General features: G+C 46.1%; 23 protein-coding genes and 1 riboswitch. Of the genes, 5 read left to right on the forward strand and 18 right to left on the reverse strand.

Features of this window, described 5'->3' with window-relative positions; all coding sequences use genetic code 11:
- Positions 1-61: 61 nt before the first annotated feature.
- A complete protein-coding gene (locus ACFFLE_RS04500) occupies positions 62-970 on the forward strand; it encodes an EamA family transporter (protein WP_380569950.1) in 909 nt (302 codons plus the stop codon).
- A gap of 104 nt (positions 971-1,074) precedes the next feature.
- On the opposite strand, the gene ACFFLE_RS04505 is transcribed toward ACFFLE_RS04500, so the two are convergent.
- Genes ACFFLE_RS04505 through ACFFLE_RS04515 form a run of 3 tightly spaced genes read right to left on the reverse strand, consistent with a single transcriptional unit; the run spans position 1,075 to position 3,885 of the window.
- On the reverse strand, positions 1,075-1,998 hold the full coding sequence (locus tag ACFFLE_RS04505; RefSeq protein ID WP_380569951.1) for a prenyltransferase: 924 nt from the start codon (positions 1,996-1,998) through the stop codon (positions 1,075-1,077).
- Positions 1,999-2,011: 13 nt separating this feature from the next.
- Positions 2,012-2,344, reverse strand: coding sequence for a hypothetical protein (locus ACFFLE_RS04510; protein ID WP_380569952.1), 333 nt, complete (start codon positions 2,342-2,344; stop codon positions 2,012-2,014).
- On the reverse strand, positions 2,341-3,885 hold the full coding sequence (locus ACFFLE_RS04515; protein WP_380569953.1) for an NAD(P)H-hydrate dehydratase: 1,545 nt from the start codon (positions 3,883-3,885) through the stop codon (positions 2,341-2,343). Before ACFFLE_RS04515 ends, ACFFLE_RS04510 begins: the two co-directional genes overlap by 4 nt.
- Positions 3,886-4,105: 220 nt before the next feature.
- On the opposite strand from ACFFLE_RS04515, the gene ACFFLE_RS04520 reads away from it, so the two are divergent.
- Together ACFFLE_RS04520 and cyoE are read left to right on the forward strand one after the other, a co-directional pair.
- Positions 4,106-4,648 carry a M15 family metallopeptidase gene (locus ACFFLE_RS04520; protein ID WP_380569954.1) on the forward strand — a complete coding sequence of 181 codons (543 nt, stop codon included), beginning with the start codon at positions 4,106-4,108 and terminating at the stop codon, positions 4,646-4,648.
- 144 nt (positions 4,649-4,792) lie between these two features.
- Positions 4,793-5,725, forward strand: coding sequence for a heme o synthase (gene cyoE, locus ACFFLE_RS04525; RefSeq protein ID WP_380569955.1), 933 nt, complete (start codon positions 4,793-4,795; stop codon positions 5,723-5,725).
- 64 nt (positions 5,726-5,789) lie between these two features.
- Here cyoE and sufB read toward each other — a convergent pair whose 3' ends face one another.
- The 13 genes from sufB to ACFFLE_RS04590 form a co-directional block, all read right to left on the reverse strand.
- The gene (sufB, locus tag ACFFLE_RS04530; protein ID WP_380569956.1) at positions 5,790-7,187 is read right to left on the reverse strand and encodes a Fe-S cluster assembly protein SufB; all 1,398 of its coding nucleotides are present in this window, start codon (positions 7,185-7,187) and stop codon (positions 5,790-5,792) included.
- Positions 7,188-7,202: 15 nt separating this feature from the next.
- Positions 7,203-7,646, reverse strand: coding sequence for a Fe-S cluster assembly sulfur transfer protein SufU (gene sufU, locus ACFFLE_RS04535; RefSeq protein WP_380569957.1), 444 nt, complete (start codon positions 7,644-7,646; stop codon positions 7,203-7,205).
- Positions 7,636-8,856 (reverse strand): cysteine desulfurase, encoded by a 1,221-nt coding sequence (locus ACFFLE_RS04540; RefSeq protein WP_380569958.1) that lies wholly within the window; start codon positions 8,854-8,856, stop codon positions 7,636-7,638. The genes sufU and ACFFLE_RS04540 overlap by 11 nt, the downstream gene beginning before the upstream one ends.
- Positions 8,857-8,877: 21 nt before the next feature.
- Positions 8,878-10,194 carry a Fe-S cluster assembly protein SufD gene (gene sufD / locus ACFFLE_RS04545; protein WP_380569959.1) on the reverse strand — a complete coding sequence of 439 codons (1,317 nt, stop codon included), beginning with the start codon at positions 10,192-10,194 and terminating at the stop codon, positions 8,878-8,880.
- A 15-nt stretch (positions 10,195-10,209) separates the two neighbouring features.
- Positions 10,210-10,995: a Fe-S cluster assembly ATPase SufC gene (sufC, locus tag ACFFLE_RS04550; RefSeq protein WP_380569960.1), complete on the reverse strand. Its 786-nt coding sequence runs from the start codon at positions 10,993-10,995 to the stop codon at positions 10,210-10,212.
- 218 nt (positions 10,996-11,213) lie between these two features.
- A complete protein-coding gene (locus ACFFLE_RS04555) occupies positions 11,214-11,549 on the reverse strand; it encodes a DUF4870 domain-containing protein (RefSeq protein ID WP_380569961.1) in 336 nt (111 codons plus the stop codon).
- Between the two features lie 174 nt (positions 11,550-11,723).
- Positions 11,724-12,602 (reverse strand): MetQ/NlpA family ABC transporter substrate-binding protein, encoded by an 879-nt coding sequence (locus tag ACFFLE_RS04560; RefSeq protein ID WP_380569962.1) that lies wholly within the window; start codon positions 12,600-12,602, stop codon positions 11,724-11,726.
- Between the two features lie 38 nt (positions 12,603-12,640).
- Complete coding sequence (locus ACFFLE_RS04565; protein ID WP_380569963.1) at positions 12,641-13,333, reverse strand: methionine ABC transporter permease; 693 nt, start codon at positions 13,331-13,333, stop codon at positions 12,641-12,643.
- Positions 13,330-14,352 (reverse strand): methionine ABC transporter ATP-binding protein, encoded by a 1,023-nt coding sequence (locus ACFFLE_RS04570; RefSeq protein WP_380570021.1) that lies wholly within the window; start codon positions 14,350-14,352, stop codon positions 13,330-13,332. The genes ACFFLE_RS04565 and ACFFLE_RS04570 overlap by 4 nt, the downstream gene beginning before the upstream one ends.
- 74 nt (positions 14,353-14,426) lie before the next feature.
- Positions 14,427-14,526, reverse strand: a riboswitch (SAM riboswitch).
- Between the two features lie 40 nt (positions 14,527-14,566).
- Positions 14,567-14,884 carry a thioredoxin family protein gene (locus ACFFLE_RS04575; protein ID WP_380569964.1) on the reverse strand — a complete coding sequence of 106 codons (318 nt, stop codon included), beginning with the start codon at positions 14,882-14,884 and terminating at the stop codon, positions 14,567-14,569.
- Positions 14,835-15,242 (reverse strand): toprim domain-containing protein, encoded by a 408-nt coding sequence (locus ACFFLE_RS04580; protein ID WP_380569965.1) that lies wholly within the window; start codon positions 15,240-15,242, stop codon positions 14,835-14,837. Before ACFFLE_RS04580 ends, ACFFLE_RS04575 begins: the two co-directional genes overlap by 50 nt.
- 66 nt (positions 15,243-15,308) lie before the next feature.
- Positions 15,309-15,689 carry a glycine cleavage system protein GcvH gene (gcvH, locus tag ACFFLE_RS04585; protein ID WP_380569966.1) on the reverse strand — a complete coding sequence of 127 codons (381 nt, stop codon included), beginning with the start codon at positions 15,687-15,689 and terminating at the stop codon, positions 15,309-15,311.
- 63 nt (positions 15,690-15,752) lie between these two features.
- Positions 15,753-16,115: a Spx/MgsR family RNA polymerase-binding regulatory protein gene (locus ACFFLE_RS04590; protein ID WP_380569967.1), complete on the reverse strand. Its 363-nt coding sequence runs from the start codon at positions 16,113-16,115 to the stop codon at positions 15,753-15,755.
- Between the two features lie 127 nt (positions 16,116-16,242).
- On the opposite strand from ACFFLE_RS04590, the gene ACFFLE_RS04595 reads away from it, so the two are divergent.
- Complete coding sequence (locus ACFFLE_RS04595) at positions 16,243-16,560, forward strand: thioredoxin family protein (protein WP_380569968.1); 318 nt, start codon at positions 16,243-16,245, stop codon at positions 16,558-16,560.
- 31 nt (positions 16,561-16,591) lie between these two features.
- On the opposite strand, the gene aroD is transcribed toward ACFFLE_RS04595, so the two are convergent.
- Complete coding sequence (gene aroD, locus ACFFLE_RS04600; RefSeq protein ID WP_380569969.1) at positions 16,592-17,344, reverse strand: type I 3-dehydroquinate dehydratase; 753 nt, start codon at positions 17,342-17,344, stop codon at positions 16,592-16,594.
- A 133-nt stretch (positions 17,345-17,477) separates the two neighbouring features.
- On the opposite strand from aroD, the gene ACFFLE_RS04605 reads away from it, so the two are divergent.
- The gene (locus ACFFLE_RS04605; protein WP_380569970.1) at positions 17,478-17,825 is read left to right on the forward strand and encodes a DUF488 domain-containing protein; all 348 of its coding nucleotides are present in this window, start codon (positions 17,478-17,480) and stop codon (positions 17,823-17,825) included.
- A gap of 32 nt (positions 17,826-17,857) precedes the next feature.
- Here ACFFLE_RS04605 and ACFFLE_RS04610 read toward each other — a convergent pair whose 3' ends face one another.
- The gene (locus ACFFLE_RS04610; RefSeq protein WP_380569971.1) at positions 17,858-19,309 is read right to left on the reverse strand and encodes a Mur ligase family protein; all 1,452 of its coding nucleotides are present in this window, start codon (positions 19,307-19,309) and stop codon (positions 17,858-17,860) included.
- Positions 19,310-19,324: the final 15 nt, after the last annotated feature.

The raw sequence follows: 19,324 nt of genomic DNA on the forward strand, positions 1-19,324 counted from the left end.
CTATTGAATTTGGAAAAATGTTGGACTATGCTTTGCATAATGCAAAAGGAGGCAAGTGTAAATGGATTCAGAAGTAAAACATATAAGAGGTTTAATATTTGTTCTGATCGGGGCCGCTTTATGGGGGCTCGGTGGCACGGCCGCAGACTACATATTCAGGAACACTCCGGTTACGGTGGAATGGTATGTATCATTCAGATTGACTGTAAGCGGCATCATCCTGCTTAGTGCCTATTGGTTATTTTCGAGGAAGCATCAACCCGTAAGGCTTGATTGGAGAACATTGTTGATGCTGATCATTTTCAGTCTATTCGGGATGACTATGGTGCAGTATTCATTCATGGCGGCAATCGGTTACGGTAACGCCGCTATAGCGACCGTCCTTCAATACACCGGCCCCATCTACATCATAATGTGGCTGATCATCAGAAAGTATGCCAAGTGGACAACGGCAGATGCCTTCATCATTATTGGCATGATTACAGGTGTAGTACTGATTGCCACAAACGGTGATTTGACTACACTCATCGTACCGCGGCCGGCACTATTTTGGGGCATCGTCTCCAGCATCGCGCTCGCCTACTACACATTGCATGCCCAAGTGCTGCTCTATAGGCTGCACCCCCTGCAACTGGTCGGGGGATCAATGCTCATCGGCGGCATAGCGATGAATTTCATCCATCCTGTATGGGATTTCGACTTCAGCTTTGATTGGACACCTACTCTCATGATCATCCTCCTGCTCTCCGTCCTTTTAGGCACTACCCTTGCCTTCTTGCTCTATATCAGCAGCCTGAAGCACCTTTCTTCGAAGGAAGCGGGAGTCCTTGGCATAGTGGAACCTGCTTCAGCTGTGGTGAGCTCGGTCCTCTGGCTCAACATAAGCATGGGCTGGTACCAGGTGGCTGGCATCATCATCATACTAGGGGTCGCCATCTACATTTCCACAGGGAGAAAAGAGGCAGCATGAACGCCCATTACAGCTTGAAGAAAATCGGACCATCAAGGTCCGATTTTTTTATGTCCATACCCATAAGGCAGAGCAGCTGCCGATGATTCGTTATCTTCCATATATCAATAGAATATTCCCAACCATACCGCAGTGCTCATGGCGAGCAGAAGCAATACCTTTTCACGTTGCGTAACTTGTTCGATATCTTTTACATCCATGCTTAAAATCAGATAGATGGCATACCCGAGCATCAATAATGCACCAACTGCCCCAATCGGCCGACCTGATATCATTGTCGTGACGATGATGAAAACCAATATGAGATAAATCAGGGCAGGAAGTCCCGCCCGATAAAGGCCATAGCGTTCGACCGACCAGACGACCGACGTCCGCTTCTTTGGAACAGCATTCCTGTCAGCATTCAAATCAGGGATGTGGTGGACCATCACCCATGCCATGCACCAAAGCGCGTTTATCGTGGCATTCTGCCAAGCCCATAATGGAACGGAATCCAGCATGATCCATGGCGCTGCAAAACCAAGCAGCAGCATGGACGGGAATAGGCTGACCCATTCTCCAAGGAACGGCCGATAGGCAAAGATGAACGGTCTGGTTGAATAGGTTACAGCACCCCAGATGCCGATGAGCGTCAAGATGACAAGCTTGAATTGGCCCAGCACCATAAAAAGGAGCCCGGCAGATAGAAGTATGATGGTTGCTAAAACCGCCATCCGCCTCAGACTCCCAAGAGACATTACACCATCCTGGATGACGCGGCTGCCACCGGACAACAAGGCAGGACTGGCCTGATCGGTACCTGATTCGAAGTCCATCAGATCATTCAATACATGGGCCAGCACACCGTGTACGAGGAGTGCACCTGTGACAAGCAGCAGGGATAGACCAAATAGGCCGAGTACCGTGACATCATAGCCCAGCAGAAGCGGCAATGCTGTAGAGATGATTGCTGCTATGCTTGAGGTCACCACTGCTATTGCTCTGACCACCATTTTAAGTCCTTTGAGACTGAAGCCCCTTTGCGTCATCTGAGTTCCCCCTTTATTTTATCGAATCACTGAACCTGCGGTGGGTGAGCGCCTCCTCTATATGCTTTTTCCATCTCTTCCTCCCGTTTACTACGAATTTCAGATCTCTCCCGTCTCTCAGTGTGATCTGCAGGCCATTAGTGATCGGTATCAGCTTCAACACCCTAAAGTTGATGACTTCCACTTGCTCTATTTCATCCAGCATTATCTTGGTCTCTTTACGGTCCAGATTCATTGCCTGAGGAATATGATAAATGGCTTCAGACGTCAGGTGCAGCTTGCCGGTGGTCGGCACATCATTTTTAAAAAGGTTGCCGTTACCACTCTTTAATGCCTTCTCCTTCATTTCCCTACCTCCCATTCCTTCATGATATATCTGATTTCGGCCATCACATCTTCTGGGGTCACGCTATAATGGGATAGGCGGATGGCTGCTGATTCACCGGCTGTTGCATGAAGGTGGACAGCTGCTGTCATGGCATCCAATAGGCTGGCCCCCTGTCCAAGGAAAGAAGCGATCATACCAGTCAGCACATCACCACTCCCCCCTTTAGCGAGGCTGTCATTACCATTTTGATTGATCAGCAGGGCATCAGGTGTCGCAATGACGGTACGATGGCCCTTGAGGACCAGATTGACACCATATTTTTGGGCAAATTCATGAGCGATGCCCAACCTATCAGCTTCTACTTCTGAAACTTCCTTGCCAAGGAGCATGGCCATCTCCCCCGGATGCGGGGTCAGGACGACCTCGCCTGCGTATTCGGAGATTCTACCGAGCTGATCCTTTATATGGTAGAGACCATCGGCATCGATGACGATAGGCTGTCCTGTGCACCCTTCCATTAGACGCTGTAGAAATTCTTGTCCACCAGTAAAGCGGCCAAGGCCAGGACCGACCGCCAGGACGTCCAGATCTTCGAAGGGGATACCTTCCGTAACGGTACTGCTGAAATGGCCGGCTTCACTAGGTAGTGTGCGGAGCAATGCATTCTTGTTCTGACTGGCTACGGCCGTATATATATCCTCAGGCACAAGCAACGTTACAAGCCCGGCACCTGTCATGAAAGCACTCTCGGCACTGTGCAAGGGGGCTCCGATATAGGGCTTTGAGCCGCCTACAACAAGCACATGGCCAAACGTCCCCTTATGTCCAAACTGATAACGTGCCGGCAGTGCCTTTTGCGCGCGTTCGGGGGTGACGACTTCAGGCAGATTGGATTTGACGGTTTCTGCAATGGAGCAGGGGATGGAAATATCTTTCACCTGCCATCTGCCTATAATGGACGGTCCCTGTTGCAGAAAGAAGCCGCGTTTTGGAAAACCGAACGTATATGTAATATTTGCCTGTATGGCAACATCCGTTACCTCGCCCGTGTCGCATGACAGGCCCGATGGAATATCCACTGCAATAACTTCTCCATCCACTTTATCATTCACCGCTTCAATGACATGTTTGATCGGCTCGCGCACCGGGCCTTCTCCACCTGTACCGAGCATCGCATCGATGACGACTTCAGCTTTCCTCAGGTCCGCCCCCATACGCTCCTCTCCGTCTTCCAAGTGGTGTAGGGACAATTCTCTCGCTGAATAGACCTTATATTGTAGATGGGCATCCCCCTTAAGCTTTTCGGGTTTCTCGAGAAGCCATACCATCGGCTCATATCCTGCATCAAACAGGCGCCTGGCAATGACGAACCCATCGCCGGCATTGTTCCCTGAACCAAGCAGTATCATGACGGAAGTGTTCTGGTCGGGATAGGCTGACTCTATTTCTTCAGCGACATGATTGCCGGCAAGCTCCATCAGCACCTTACCCGGCAACCCTATATTTTCAATGACGTGGCGCTCGATTTCCTGCATTTCCCTTCTGCCTACTATCTTCATCAGATCCCTCCTCCATCTTATATGCCATTATACACTCCTAAAGGGAAAATAAAAATTTACATATAATCTGAACTCATTTAAGTTTTCCAATAGCAGTATTTCAGCTACCATTACATTTTCATTACAATTCTATATAATTTATCAGAATACATTGAAATCTCCAATCACTATGTTAACGTAAGAAAGGATAAACAACTAAACAAAGGAGAATTACACTTTTATGAGAAAAGGCATCAGATCTTTGTCATTTGCGATTGCGTCACTTTTTACCATCACTGCATTTTTACTTAGCGCCCCATCAACAGCATCTGCTGAACAGTGGCAGGAAACAAGACAACCTCAAGGCTTGCATCCAGTAGTTGCAGAGCACGCAGAGCTATTGAGGCAGCACGCTGCTGCACGCGGCATCAACATACGCTTTACAGACGGTTTCCGGTCATTTGAAGAGCAGGACAGACTCTACGCGCAGGGACGTACTACAGCAGGCTACATAGTGACTAATGCCCAGGCCGGGGAATCCTACCACAATTATGGTTTGGCGGTCGATTTCGCGCTGGAAGTCGGTCATGATGTCATCTGGGATTTAGAATATGACGGCAATGGCAACGGCTACCCGGATTGGTTCGAGGTCGCACAGATTGCTAAAAACCTCGGGTTCACCTGGGGCGGGGACTGGGAATCTTTCAAGGATTACCCGCATCTCCAGATGGACTTTGGATATTCCATCCATAATCTGATCAATGGCAACCATTATCTATTCTAATGATATTGAAGAAAGCATGTAACCATGCTTTCTTTTTTTGTACTGTATTTGGTAATATGGAGAGCGTATGTCCATCCTTCCAATGGTGGTTGCTGTTATAATGGTATGGAAGGTCATCAATATATTATTTGCGAGGGAACTTGTTTGGAAGATAAAACATTAATAAAAGATCGGAGCTATACATACCAGCTCCTCTCCTTTTTTTCTGATCTGAAATATCTGCTTAAAGGTAAAGTGCTTCTGGCTAATGTGCTCCCTGTTTTTACTGCATATTGGCTCGCGCTATACTTCAATGGAGAACATTTCATAGATCATCTGGGCATATTTTTTCTGATGATGATTGGCAGTACGCTTGTCATTTCGGGCGCGTTGATGCTCAACAATTGGTATGAAGCAGATTTGGATCGCGTAATGGCCAGGACACAAAACAGACCAACTGTGACAGGTGCTTTTACATTAAAAGCAGTCCTATGGTCGGGTATCATTTCCACTCTACTTGGTTTGGCCATCATGTCTGCTACAACGGCTGAAGCCTTCATCTATTCGTTTGCCGGCTGGTTCTTCTATGTTGTGCTTTATACATTCTGGTCGAAACGCAGATACACGATGAACACGATCGTCGGCAGCATTTCAGGTGCCTTCACCCCAATGATAGGCTGGGCTGTAATCGCCCCCGCCTACCATATTGTACCGTTGGCATTGTTCTATCTCTTGCTCATCTGGCAGATTCCACATACTTATGCCATCGCCATAAGAAGATTAGCTGATTACTCACGCGCTGGCGTACCGATGCTGCCGGTAGTGCGGGGGGTGGATGCCACCATCAGACAGATTGTGGTATATGTCATTCTGCTCCTGCCCTTCCCCGTTATCCTTCTCGATTCGATGGGATGGCTTTTCTCCATATCGACAGCAATACTGACCTTCTATTGGATTTTCATCGCTTCTCGGGGGAATGTATCAGAAGATAAGAAGATCTGGGCTAAGATGAACCTCCGCTACTCCATCCTCTATCTTGTCCTGATATTGCTCATGATGATTATCCTCACTTCTCCGTTGGTGCAGCCTTTCGTCTAAGAAATTTGCATAACAAAAAGCCTTATCACCGATGTGATAAGGCTTTTTTGAATTGTTATTGGTATTAACCGATGGAACCTTCCATTTCGAATGAAATCAGACGGTTCATCTCAACTGCATATTCCATAGGCAGTTCTTTCGTGAATGGTTCGATGAAGCCCATGACGATCATCTCTGTCGCTTCCTCTTCTCCAATTCCGCGGCTCATCAAGTAGAAGAGCTGCTCTTCGGAAACTTTGGAAACTTTAGCCTCATGCTCGAGGGAGATGTTATCGTTCAGGATCTCGTTGTAAGGAATTGTATCTGAGGTGGACTCGTTATCCATGATGAGTGTGTCACACTCGATGTTGGAACGTGCACCAGTGGCTTTCCTTCCAAAGTGGACTTGGCCACGGTAAGACACTTTACCACCCTGTTTTGCAATCGATTTGGAAACGATTGTAGATGATGTGTTAGGTGCCAGGTGAATCATCTTAGCTCCGGCGTCCTGCAGTTGACCTTTACCTGCAAGCGCGATGGAGAGCGTCATTCCACGTGAGCCTTCGCCTTTTAGGAAGATTGATGGATACTTCATCGTGATCTTGGATCCAATGTTGCCATCTACCCATTCCATCGTGCCATTGGCATCGACGAATGTACGTTTTGTAACAAGGTTATACACGTTGTTAGCCCAGTTCTGGATTGTAGTATAACGGCAGTAGGCATCTTTTTTGACGATGATCTCAACAACAGCTGAGTGCAGGGAGTTCGTCGTATAGACAGGCGCTGTACACCCTTCTACATAGTGGACGCTCGACCCTTCGTCACAGATGATCAGGGTGCGTTCAAACTGTCCCATATTTTCAGAGTTGATTCTGAAATAAGCCTGGAGTGGCGTATCGAGTTTGACGCCTGGTGGACAATAGATGAATGAACCACCTGACCATACTGCAGAGTTGAGTGCCGAAAATTTGTTGTCTGTTGGAGGGACAACTGTCGCCCAATATTCCTTGAAGAGTTCTTCGTTTTCACGGAGGGCAGAATCTGTATCTTTAAAGATTACACCTTTATCTTCCAGGTCCTGCTCCATATTGTGGTAGACCACTTCTGATTCATACTGTGCAGAAACACCCGCAAGGTATTTCTGTTCTGCTTCTGGGATACCAAGTTTATCGAAAGTACGCTTGATTTCTTCTGGAACTTCGTCCCATGAACGCTCTGACTGTTCAGATGGTTTCACGTAGTACGTGATTTCATCAAAGTTCAATTCTGAAAGGTCTCCGCCCCATGTCGGCATTGGCATCCTATAGAAATGTTCCAATGATTTGAGACGGAAGTCCAGCATCCATTGCGGTTCTTCTTTCATGTTCGAAATCTCTCTTACTATTTCTTCTGTCAAACCGCGGTCCGAACGGAAAATGGAGACATCTTCATCATGGAAACCATATTTATAATCTTCCATTTCTAGCTCTTGTTTAGCCATTCAACTCACTCCTTCTCATAGTTTGCTGTCAGAGGATTTGACACCTTTTTCAAGGGCCTTCCAAGATAGTGTGGCACATTTGATGCGTGCCGGGAATTGGGTGACTCCGGACAGCGCTTCGATATCCCCCATATCTTCAGTGATATCATAGTCTTCACCCAACATCATCTTGCTGAATTCATCCCCCATGGCAAGTGCTTCATTAATATTTTTACCGGTGATCGATTCAGTCATCATAGACGCACTGGCCATTGAAATGGAACAGCCCTCGCCGTCAAACTTGACATCCTCGACTATTTCATCGACGACGTTCAACGTCAGGCGAATGCGGTCTCCGCATGTCGGGTTGTTCATGTCTACCGTCATTGTACCGTTTTCAATGACCCCTTTGTTGCGTGGGTTCTTATAGTGGTCCATTATGACTGACCGGTATAGTTGATTCAGGTTATTAAAATTCATAAGAGAAAAACTCCTTCGTACGCTTAAGGCTTTCGATCAAGCTGTCAATCTCTTCTTTCGTGTTGTATATATAGAAACTCGCGCGTGCTGTAGACGATACGCCCAGCCATTTCATGAGTGGCTGTGCACAATGGTGTCCCGCTCTGACTGCAATCCCCTCTGAATCAAGGGCGGTCGCAAGATCATGTGGATGCACATCGGTCAAGTTGAATGTAATCAACCCGGCACGGGAATCCGGACCATAGATTTCTATGCCCTCCAATGACTTCATCTGCGAAAGGGCGTAGTCTGCAAGTTCTTTTTCATGAGCCAGAATCGTTTCCGGACCGATTTCCCTTATATAGTCGATAGCAGCCGCCAAACCAATCGCTTCAGCAATCATTGGCGTACCGGCTTCGAATTTTACAGGTAAATCTGTCCAAGTGGATGTTCTGAGATCGACGAAATCGATCATATCGCCACCATATTCTATAGGCGGCATTTCGTCAAGGAGTTCACTTTTGCCGTAAAGGACGCCGATGCCGGTTGGACCAAGCATCTTATGCCCGCTGAACGCATAGAAGTCAACATCCAGATCCTGTACATCAACTGTCATATGGGGCACTGCCTGCGCACCATCAACTACAATATAGGCACCGTTATTATGAGCCGTTTCAGCGATGCTTTTGATGTCGTTGATCGTCCCCAACACATTGGACACATGGGTGACTGCGACAATCTTCGTCTTATCGCCGATAGTAGCTTCGATGCTGTCTTTAGTCAATGTGCCGTCCGCTTCCATCGGGATGAAGTTCAGTTCAGCCCCTGTCCGCTTTGCGAGCTCCTGCCATGGGACAATATTAGCGTGGTGTTCCATTTCAGTCACTACAATTTCATCACCCGGTTCAATGATCATATCACCGAAGCTCCGTGCTACAAGATTGATTGCTGCAGTCGTGCCTCTAGTGAAAACAATCTCTTCGAACCGTTTGGCATTGATGAAGGATTTCACTTTCATCCTGGCCTGTTCATAACCTTCAGTTGCATGAGTCCCAAGTGTATGGACACCCCGATGAACATTCGAGTTATATGACTGGTAATATTCGGTCATCGCATCGATGACAACCAATGGTGTCTGACTTGTCGCTGATGTATCCAGGTAGATGAGGTCTTTGCCGTTGACCTGCTGATCAAGGATTGGGAAATCCTTTCTGATATCATTCACGTTCATTCGGGAAAACCCCTTTAAAGCTTATTTTGAAAGTACTTTCAATTCAATAACATCCCTGAGCTGGTTCTTGACGGATTCTATCGGCAAGGCGCGTACGACTGGATCCAGGAAACCGTGGATGACGAGCCTTTCAGCTTCCCTTCTGGAAATGCCACGGCTCATGAGGTAGAACATCTGAAGCGGATCTACACGGCCGACAGATGCCGCGTGGCCTGCAGTAACATCGTCTTCATCTATCAGGAGGATCGGGTTCGCGTCACCCCTTGCACGTTCACTCAGCATAAGCACCCTTGATTCCTGCTGTGCATCACTGCGTGATGCGCCATGCTTGATGTACCCTATGCCGTTGAATATGCTTGTTGCACTATCTTTCATTACGCCATGCTTCAATATATGGCCCTCTGAGTCTTTGCCGTAATGGATGATCTGCGAAGTGAAGTTCAGTATCTGTTCTCCGCGGCCAACGACAACAGTCTTCAGATCTGATTTTGAGTTGTCTCCCATCAAGTAGGTCGTGTTATCTATAATGACGTTGGAGTCATTCATCTGGCCCAATGCCCAATCTATATATGCATCTCTTCCAGCTACACCACGACGGTTGTTGTAGCCTGTAAACCCTTCAGGCAGGAAATCGACTGCACCGTACGTGATTTTGGCATTATCTTTAGCGATGACTTCAGAAATGATGTTGAACTGTTCATTGGAATGTTCGACTGTAGACAGGTAGTTTTCAACATAGGTCAGTTCCGAGCCTTCATCCGCCACAATCAGTACGTGGTTGAAGAGGGAGGCTGATTCATCATCATGGAGGACTACCATCTGCACAGGGTCTTTCACCTGAACATTCTTTGGAATGTACACAAACAGACCGCCATTCAACATTGCTGCATGGTAAGCCGCGAGTTTGTGTTCATCTATTTTGACCCCTTCGGTCATAAAGTACTTTTCTACGAGTTCCCTATGGTTCTCGCTCGCTTCAATTATATTTTCTACAATGACGCCCTGATCGAGCAGTTCGTCAGAAACCTGGAGGTAGGCAGGGGTATTATTGTGCTGGACATAGATGTTTTTAGTGTGTTCCTTGTCCAGAAGGTTTTTGACTGATTCAGGCAGCTCTTCAAGTGAACCATAGACATCACTGTCCACTACCGGCTTCGAGTTCGTGAAGAAGTCCCACCTGTTGATTTTGGTCTTGTCCGGTTTTGGCATTTCAAGCGTTTCAATCTTATCGAGTGCTTCTTTCTTCTTGCTGATCAGCAGTTCAGACTCACCGCGTTCCTTTGCACGTGAAAGAACTTCATCAGCATTGATAACATATTCATTCAAATCAGTAGCCATGGTCATCCTCCTGTCTTATTCTGCGTCTGCAGCAATTGTTTCATCTTCGATGCCGAGTTCTTCCTTGATCCAGTCGTAACCCTCTTCCTCAAGACGTTTCGACAGCTCCGCGCCGCCTGACTTGACGATACGGCCTTGCATCATTACATGAACATTATCTGGTTCGATGTAGTTCAATAGGCGCTGATAGTGTGTGATGATCAAAGCACCGAAGTTTTCTCCACGCATTTCGTTGATGCCTTTAGATACAATCTTCAATGCATCGATATCAAGACCGGAGTCTATTTCATCCAGGATGCCGAATTTCGGTTGCAGCATCATGAGCTGAAGGATTTCGTTGCGTTTTTTCTCACCGCCGGAGAAACCTTCGTTAAGGTAGCGTGTGGACATGTCCAGGTCCATCTCTAGATGGTTCATGTTTTTGTCCAATTTTTTGATGAACTGCATCAAATTGATTTCATCGCCCTCTTCACGTTGGGCATTGATTGCAGAACGCAGGAAATCGGAGTTGGTCACACCGGAAATCTCGGATGGATACTGCATGCCGAGGAAAAGGCCTGCCTGGGCACGTTCGTCCACTTCCATCTCAAGTACGTTTTCACCATCAAGGAGTACCTCGCCTTGAGTCACTTCATACCTTGGGTGGCCCATGATCGCCTGGGCAAGCGTGGATTTACCTGTACCGTTTGGCCCCATTACAGCGTGGATTTCACCTTGCTTCAATACAAGATCCACACCTTTGAGAATTTCCTTACCTTCGATTTCAACATGCAGGTCCTTGATTTCTAGAACAGATGCCATTTATATTACCCTCCAACAGATTATTTTATAATTTATTTCTCCTTACTAGTTTATAATAATTCCAATTAATAGTCAAAGACTAGCAAGGGTTTTCCAATACTCCTATATTATAACGTAAACTTACCCGACTTTAAACCTTTGCACCCTCCCAAACATGCATATGGGCAAAAATATCCCCCACGACCGATGCGGATCGTGGGGAATAAGCAGAACGACTTCTATTTTATGATGTCCAAGGTGAATGGCGGCTTGTAGATTTCCCCTTCATTTGCTTTAATGGCCCCGATTACGATGAATACATAGAATGCGATGGTCAAAATAGGGCCTAGGATCAGACCAATCAGGATGAATGATGTCAACCAGGCTACAAACATATAGATCGTGTATGAAAGACCGAAGTTGGCAACTACCCTCAATGCCTCTCCCGTCGCTTCATCCTCATCCTTCTTCAGGACCCATAGGATGATCGGGCCGATTACTGCTGTAAAAGCCGCGACTAGAAATGAAACCATGACGATGGATTTGTCGAATACTCCCTTTTCTTCACCGTTCATTTTTACCCCTCCCTGTAGAGCGTATTTTATTCAGTATACTTTTACCCTTATTCTTAATATATGTAACATCATATGCTTTATACATGTTTCTGCTTCATAAAAAGCTTTCCATTGAAAATGAGCAGGGTATTTTCTCAATTAAAAAAACGACAGTCTATGCTGCCGCGTCTGTGTTTATTCTGCCGGAATCACTGCTCCTTCATAGTTGTCTTCAATATATTGTTTGATTTCTTCTCCTTGCAGCACTTTAATCAATTTCTTTATATCATCGCGTTCTGCATCCCCTGAACGTACTGCCACCAGGTTTGCATATGGAGAGTCACCCTCTTCAATGGCGATTGAATCATCCACTGGATTCAAGCCTCCGTCAAGCGCAAAATTCGAATTGATGATTACTGCGGGTGCTTCATTATTATTGTACATTTCAACCAACAGTTCTGGTGCTGTCTGGTTGTTGAATTCGAAATTCTTTTCATTTTTGGTGATGTCATCAAATGTTGCATCTTCGATATCGATGCCTTCTTCGATTTCGATCAATCCTGCATCTACAAAGAATGACAGGAAACGTCCCTCTTCAGCCGGGTTGTTGGAAACAAGGATGGTTGCGCCATCTGGTAAGTCTTCTAGGGCATCATAGTCTTTCGAATAGACGGCCATAGGTTCTATATGGACATTCCCTGCACTTTCTAGATCATAATCGTGGGATTCTTTTTCCGTTTTAAGGTACGGTGTGTGCTGAAAGTAGTTTGCATCGACTTCCTCATCCGCTAAAAGACGGTTTGGGGTAGTGTAGTCATTGACGATTGAAATATCAAGTTCGATTCCTTCTGATTCAAGCAGGCTGGCTGCCTTTTCAAGAATTTCGGCATGTGGGGCGGGAGAAGCGGCTATCGAGAGTTTTCCGCCAGCCTCTTCAGTTTCTTCGTTTTCACTTGTTTCAGCATTCTCTGCACTTTCCTCGCTGTCATCTGAAACGGCATCTTTGGAACCACCGCATGCTGTCAGGAGAACTGCAAATGCCAACAGGGTAAAAAACAATAGATATTTTTTCATGATCAATTCCTACTTTCCAATTGTATTTATAATGAGGGCTATCTTTTATCCACAGTTTTGGCGGTGAAGTCTCCAATGAACTGGATGATAAAAACGATCGCCAATATTATTATCGTTGCGACCAGAGTGACATCGCTCTGGCTTCTGGTGAAACCGACCATGTAGGCAAGGTTGCCCAGCCCGCCGGCTCCGATGACTCCTGCAATCGCAGTGGACCCGACCAGCATGATCGCCGTGACTGTGATTCCTGATATCAATGCCGGCAGAGACTCCGGCAGGAGCACTTTCCTGATGATTGTCCAAGTGCCTGCCCCCATGGACTCCGCTGCTTCGATGACACCTTTGTCAATCTCTTTCAGTGCTATTTCCACAAGTCTTGCATAGAAGGGGGACGCCCCAATGATCAATGCCGGCAAGGCACCTTGGGAGCCCATGATGGTGCCCATCAACACTTTAGTGAATGGTATCAGCAATATGATTAATATGATGAACGGTATGGCCCTGAACAAATTGACGAGGAAAGCCGTTACGCCATAGATCGGCGCACTTGCTGCATGCTCTTTCTTGGATGACAAGAAGAGTATGATGCCTAGCATCAGGCCGAAGATGAAGGTGAACGCGGTTGAAACTACCGTCATATAGAGGGTTTCCTGTGTAGCTGTCCACACATTCCCCCACCTGACATTCTCAAAAGAGAGCATTTCCTGGAATGCTGCCACAAAATTCATCATTGCTGCTCCACCTCCACTGTTACATCGTGCTCGGCAAGCTCCTCACCAAGAAGTCCCAACTTCTCTTCGTCCGCTTCTATGGCAACGTAGAGGTGCCCGTAGGACTCGTTGTTGGTCCGCTTGATGTTGCCAGACAATATGTTCAAGTCCAAGTTGTATTTTTTGATGACTTGGGAAACGATCGGCGCCCTGGACTGGGACCCGACAAATCCAAGCTTCAGAACCTTTGAAGCTGGGAACATTTCTTTCACCTCTTCAAAAGACAGTGCTGATTCTTCATCATTGATATCGTCTTTGACAAATCGTTTCGTCACGCTATGTTCAGGATTCTGGAACAATTTTATGATCGGTCCTGTTTCGACTACCTTGCCGTTCTCCATGACAGCGCCTCTATCACAGATTTTACGGATCACATGCATTTCATGGGTAATCAGAACAATAGTCAAGTCCATTTCATCCCGAATCCTGATCAGCAGATCCAACACCTCATCGGTCGTTTCCGGATCGAGCGCGCTTGTCGCCTCATCGCACAGCAACACTTCGGGCCGATTGGATAATGCGCGGGCGATCCCCACCCGTTGCTTCTGGCCTCCAGACAATTGGCTCGGATGATTGTCTTCTCGTCCCGTCAATCCGACCAGAGCAATCAGTTCAGCGACTCTCTTCTCACGCTCCTTTTTAGGCACACCGGCAATTTCAAGCGGAAAACTGATGTTTTCAGCGACCGTCCTAGACCAGAGAAGATTGAAATGCTGAAAAATCATAGAAACTTTCTGGCGTTTTTTCCGAAGTGCAGGGCGTGTCATCGAAGTAAGGGTATCTCCGCTGATCACCACGTCACCTGAAGTTGGCCGTTCCAGACCGTTGAGCAGCCGGATCAGTGTGGACTTCCCAGCCCCGGAGTAGCCTATCACCCCAAATATCTCGCCCTGACGGACATGCAGATCTACCTCATCCACTGCTTTTATATCTGCGGCTTTAGTCTTAAATGTCTTGGTCGCTTTTTTTATATCTATCATCATGCTCCACTCCTGCCTATAAAAATAAGAAAGCCTACTCAAAAAATGAGTAGGCTTCTGGTATCATCCGCAGCCTCTCATCTTCGATCCTAGGATCTAGTGAATTAGCACCTTGTCATAATGACGGTTGCCGTGGCTTCATAGGGCACTTCCCTCCACCACTCTTGATAAGAGTCTTGTTATTCGATTGTTAACCATGATAGCACCAGTCGGTCTAGGCGTCAACAAAAAATTCTTCTAATTTTTCAGTTAAATGGGGGACGGATTGAAATGCATAGATTTCTTCCTTCAACTTCCCATTTTTAAAAAGGAGGAGTGCGGGTGCAGAACGGATCTGATATTTTTCAATCAATTCCTTTTCATAATTCAGGTCCACTGCTGTATAGGAAAAACTTTTCATCTCCGCTACTACATCCAGCATCTTCTCAGCAATCCTGCAATTGGCGCAGATTGGCGCATAGCAGTACAGGATAAAGGTGTCTTCAGCTTGAATATGGCTGATTATATCGATTTTTTCGGAGGATTTCTTCATTTTCGAACTTACCTTTCATGAGCAGTCTTTCATCGACGTAAAATCCATGATGGGCGAGCAGCATCGCAAGATAATCGAGGGGACACCGGCTCACTTCACCATAGTTAGAATCTATATAAACGTGCGTGCCCTCACTAATGTGCCTTTTGAACCACTGTCTGATCTTTCTGCCTTCCCTGTCTGAATCGGTCAGGATATAGACCTCAGAACCATTTGATTCTTCCAGGATTTCATCCAATTTGGAGATTCCCATGGTACCATGCGTACATATTATATGTACAGGCTCCACCAGTACTTCTTCGATGCGGTGCTTATCTGTTTTTCCCTCTACAATGAGTATCTTATCAGAAACATGCATAGCCATCACCTCTGGTCCATGATAGATTTTAAAAAAACTCTGGACAATGTCCAGAGTTCAAGTATTCTATGCGTCCACCATTTCATCATAAGCATCCGCATCCATCAGCTTATCGACCTGTGAATCGTCGGAAAGTTCGACAACAAGCATCCAGGCCTCTTCATAAGGAGATTCATTGACGAGTTCAGGGCTATCTTCCAGCTCTTCATTTATTTTTACTACTGTACCACTTACCGGCGCATATAATTCAGATACGGTCTTAACTGATTCTACGCTACCGAATGATTCCCCAACTGTAATATCGTCACCTTCAGCAGGGAGCTCGACGAATACGATGTCCCCGAGTTCTGATTGTGCAAACTCAGTGATGCCGAGTGTTACCTTGCCATCTTCCACCTTGACCCATTCGTGATCTTCTGAATACTTGAATTCTTTTGGTGATGCCACAATAAAAACCTCCTTTTTCTTATACACATATATATTCTCACATACTTTGCCATTTAAGCAAGGTTAATCATTCGTATCAAAGGTTCTCCTATACTCTGCCTCTTTAAAACCGAGCAGTACGGTTTCTTCGCGATAGAGCAACGGTCGTTTTATAAGCAGCCCGTCAGCTTCCAGCAAGCCAAGCTTCTCATTGTCGGATAAAGTATCAAGACGTGTCTTAAGTTCCAGTTCCTTGAACTTTTTTCCACGTGAATTAAAGAATTCATCCAAACTTCTTCCGGATTTCTTGGCCATCTCTGATATTTCTTCTCCGGATGGAGGGGTTTTCACGATATCGATGTCCTCAAAAGGAATGTCATTCTCTTTCAGGAAGTTTTTGGCCTTACGGCAAGTCGTACATTTTGGATACCCATATAATATAGTCATCAATTTCCTCCAGTTTAATTATAAGGTGATTCTTCAAGTTTTCCATGGATGTTGGGGTCTGGCATATTTTCATATTATAAAAAAAGATGGTAGACTGAAACATATCGATATATAAAGGAGTAAGATTATGAAGCCGATTACTGCATATGATGACTACAGCCAAAAGATTCAAGGTGATGATAAGATCATCATCAAGTTTTTCGCAGACTGGTGCCCGGACTGTACGCGCATGAACATGTTCATCGATCCCATCCTGGAAGAATACAACCATGTTGAGTGGTATGAACTGAATCGTGACGATGTGCCCGAAGCTGCGGATGAGAATGATGTCATGGGGATTCCGAGCCTGCTCGTTTTCCAGAACGGCAAGAAGCTCGCCCACCTGCATTCTGCAGATGCCAAGTCACCTGAATCCGTCCAGGAATTCCTGAAATCAAACATATGATCAAGTAAAGTGCCCTTCTGCGGCACTTTTTCTATTTACCTTCCTCAAACAACCCAAGGTTTTCCTTCAAATCCTCTGCAAGGATTTGTCCAGGTGCAGCTTTGTGAAGTATATAACCGTAGGTCAGGCATGAACCGAATACTCCGCCGGCTACCCTGGTAATCTTTCCAAGCTCCCCCATTGCGATGCCGACCACCCGGCAATCAAACTGTTGACGGGCATCATGGACGGCACTCAATATGCTGAGGACGTCACGCCCCCCGGCCGGTTGGTAGGCCAGCTTTAAAATGTCTCCGCCACTTTCGAGCATATCTCGATATGTTGCCATCATTTCGTCAAAGTGGGGAGTGTCCTGAAAATCGTGCTGACTGAGGATGACGCCTATCTCCTTGGATTTTGCGCGCGCGACGAGGTTATCGATGATGTCTTCATACATGAAAAATTCAATATCCACCATGTCGATGCTGCAACGTTCCATCACATCAGCAAGCAATGATTCATATTCAGCTGCCGTCTTTTGGCCTTTCCCCCCTTCTTTCAATGTCCGGTACGTATAGATGATCGGATACCCGGCCATATGGCTCGTAATATATTCGACCATTTCTATATGGTCTTCACGGCTCAACGCATCAAATGCATCGCTCCTGATTTCAAGGATATCGAATGCACTGGTATTCATCCTTGCCGCTTCCATTTCTTCATCAATCATTTCCTTTGAATTACCCGAGAAGGATACAACCACCTTCGGCATGCCCGCTCCGATATCTACACCTTTAATATTCATAGTAATCCCCCACGTTATCTTCATTTACCTATACATTAAATAAAATGCATAAAAATTTCAATTATATATCCATTTCATTTTTTATTTGTTTGCCCCCATACAATAAAGGGCACGATCATAATGAGGTGATATCATGTTGAAAACAAAAAGGGTGTATGACGATTCTTCCTCCCAGGATGGAAAACGCATTCTGGTCGATGGAGTGTGGCCAAGGGGCATCAAAAAAGAAGATCTCGACCATGATGAATGGTACAGATCACTCGCTCCTTCAAATGACCTTCGGAAGTGGTTCAACCACGACCCGGAAAAATGGGAGACATTCAAGCAAGATTACTTCAAAGAACTCAAAGAACACAAAGAGCTTCTCGAAACACTCCGGGAAGAAAGTGATGGTCATAATGTCACCCTGCTGTACAGCGCAAAGGACACACAGTACAATCAGGCTGAAGTCATCAAGGAATACGTAGAAAATATGCGATAGGCCCTTCAATGGAGGGTCTATCTTTTTTTATTCTACTTCCCGCTGATATATTTTGAAATGAACTCCCGATCATCATGCGCCACCATGGCGCCCCGGTAATTCTGGGGCTCGTTGATCCCTGTCAATAGAATCAGGGTATCCTCTCCTGCATGTTCAATCGCCTGCACAATACCTTCCTGCCTTGAGAACGCGGTGATTATTTCCATATCCTTGTAGCTTTCCGGCAAGTGCCTCTCCATCATCTGGACAATCGTTTCCTCATCTTCGTAGCCGACTTGCTCTGCTGCCAGGATAAGGCAAGGGACATTTTGCGGCACCATTTCCATAGTCTTCTTGATTTTATCCTGCCCCCTTAATCCGATGCCCGTCACCATGACCATCAGATTTTTGCCCTTTGCTTCTGCATACTTCATCGCATTCGATATGGACTCATTGATGGCGACGGGTGTATGGGCAAAATCCAGGATGAAGTCATAACGCCCTTCTGAAAACATTTCGAACCGATGCACCGGTGCCTGGATGCCTCTTGAAGCGCCTATGACAGCATCAGCTGAAAAACCTGCCTCCACAAGTCCGAAGATAGCAGTAGCCAGATTGATGTAATTATGTTCTCCAATGAATCCTGGTGAAACCGTGTAGCTCAATCCGCCGATGTTTAGATTGATGTGGTCAGGCTCTGTCCGATAATGATAATAGGCGCCTCCAAGCTTGGAAAAATGCCTCCCTTGGCGCGTCAATGAAGCATACTCCGGTACATCGGCATTCGCCATGATACATGTACTCCGTTGAGCCAATTTCAACTTCGCTGCCAAATATTCCTCTACAGTTCCATGATATTCGAGGTGTTCCGGACTGAAATTATTGAATATGGCCATATCATTCCAGATAAAATCAGTACGCCGCTGCTCCAGGGCGATTGACGTCGCTTCATAGACGATGTAGTCATAGTCACGATCGGCGAAATGTTTGATGATTTCAGCGAACTCCAGATGCATTGGTGTGGTTGGAGTAGTATGTCGAAACGGCACTTTCTGATAGGCATCGTCAAATATTCCAAGAGTACCCACAGTTGCCGTTCTGCAACCGAGGTTGGACAGTAGCCTGCCGATGAAGTGGCTGACTGTCGTCTTTCCGTTCGTACCAGTGACTGCTATATATTTAAGTTTTTTTATAGACTTACCATAAAAAAATTCTGCCATCTTATTCGCGGCCTTCATGAAGTCTTCGACATATACTACAGGCACGTTTCTGTCATCAAAACGGCCGACCTCAAAATCCGTAATGATGAAGGCAGGAGCATTGGCTGAAGCAGCATCAAAATAATGCTCTGAAGTTGCAGAGTTTTTGAGCATGAATACATGACCCGGTTCAATGTCCTGGTACATTGATGTAATCCCCGAAACCGACTTCTCCACCCTATCCTCCATATTTATACTTTTTAACAATTGACCCCCTAAAGCATCGACTATTTCATTTATCTTCATCTAAGACCCCTTTGT

The sequence above is a fragment of the Salinicoccus siamensis genome (genome assembly GCF_042429615.1).
GTDB classification, from domain to species: Bacteria; Bacillota; Bacilli; order Staphylococcales; family Salinicoccaceae; genus Salinicoccus; species Salinicoccus siamensis.

Excerpts from the sequence above, each read along its gene's own strand:
- aroD (WP_380569969.1), bottom strand. The coding sequence starts at position 17,344 with ATGAATATTAAAGGTGTAGATATCGGAGCGGGCATGCCGAAGGTGGTT.
- ACFFLE_RS04580 (WP_380569965.1), bottom strand. The coding sequence starts at position 15,242 with ATGCATGTTTCTGATAAGATACTCATTGTAGAGGGAAAAACAGATAAG.
- ACFFLE_RS04570 (WP_380570021.1), bottom strand. The coding sequence starts at position 14,352 with ATGATAGATATAAAAAAAGCGACCAAGACATTTAAGACTAAAGCCGCA.
- ACFFLE_RS04605 (WP_380569970.1), top strand. The coding sequence starts at position 17,478 with ATGTTGAAAACAAAAAGGGTGTATGACGATTCTTCCTCCCAGGATGGA.
- ACFFLE_RS04500 (WP_380569950.1), top strand. The coding sequence starts at position 62 with ATGGATTCAGAAGTAAAACATATAAGAGGTTTAATATTTGTTCTGATC.
- ACFFLE_RS04575 (WP_380569964.1), bottom strand. The coding sequence starts at position 14,884 with ATGAAGAAATCCTCCGAAAAAATCGATATAATCAGCCATATTCAAGCT.
- ACFFLE_RS04610 (WP_380569971.1), bottom strand. The coding sequence starts at position 19,309 with ATGAAGATAAATGAAATAGTCGATGCTTTAGGGGGTCAATTGTTAAAA.
- sufU (WP_380569957.1), bottom strand. The coding sequence starts at position 7,646 with ATGAATTTTAATAACCTGAATCAACTATACCGGTCAGTCATAATGGAC.
- sufB (WP_380569956.1), bottom strand. The coding sequence starts at position 7,187 with ATGGCTAAACAAGAGCTAGAAATGGAAGATTATAAATATGGTTTCCAT.
- sufD (WP_380569959.1), bottom strand. The coding sequence starts at position 10,194 with ATGGCTACTGATTTGAATGAATATGTTATCAATGCTGATGAAGTTCTT.
- ACFFLE_RS04565 (WP_380569963.1), bottom strand. The coding sequence starts at position 13,333 with ATGATGAATTTTGTGGCAGCATTCCAGGAAATGCTCTCTTTTGAGAAT.
- ACFFLE_RS04520 (WP_380569954.1), top strand. The coding sequence starts at position 4,106 with ATGAGAAAAGGCATCAGATCTTTGTCATTTGCGATTGCGTCACTTTTT.
- ACFFLE_RS04540 (WP_380569958.1), bottom strand. The coding sequence starts at position 8,856 with ATGAACGTGAATGATATCAGAAAGGATTTCCCAATCCTTGATCAGCAG.
- ACFFLE_RS04595 (WP_380569968.1), top strand. The coding sequence starts at position 16,243 with ATGAAGCCGATTACTGCATATGATGACTACAGCCAAAAGATTCAAGGT.
- ACFFLE_RS04515 (WP_380569953.1), bottom strand. The coding sequence starts at position 3,885 with ATGAAGATAGTAGGCAGAAGGGAAATGCAGGAAATCGAGCGCCACGTC.
- ACFFLE_RS04505 (WP_380569951.1), bottom strand. The coding sequence starts at position 1,998 with ATGACGCAAAGGGGCTTCAGTCTCAAAGGACTTAAAATGGTGGTCAGA.
- sufC (WP_380569960.1), bottom strand. The coding sequence starts at position 10,995 with ATGGCATCTGTTCTAGAAATCAAGGACCTGCATGTTGAAATCGAAGGT.
- ACFFLE_RS04510 (WP_380569952.1), bottom strand. The coding sequence starts at position 2,344 with ATGAAGGAGAAGGCATTAAAGAGTGGTAACGGCAACCTTTTTAAAAAT.
- ACFFLE_RS04555 (WP_380569961.1), bottom strand. The coding sequence starts at position 11,549 with ATGAACGGTGAAGAAAAGGGAGTATTCGACAAATCCATCGTCATGGTT.
- ACFFLE_RS04560 (WP_380569962.1), bottom strand. The coding sequence starts at position 12,602 with ATGAAAAAATATCTATTGTTTTTTACCCTGTTGGCATTTGCAGTTCTC.
- ACFFLE_RS04590 (WP_380569967.1), bottom strand. The coding sequence starts at position 16,115 with ATGACTATATTATATGGGTATCCAAAATGTACGACTTGCCGTAAGGCC.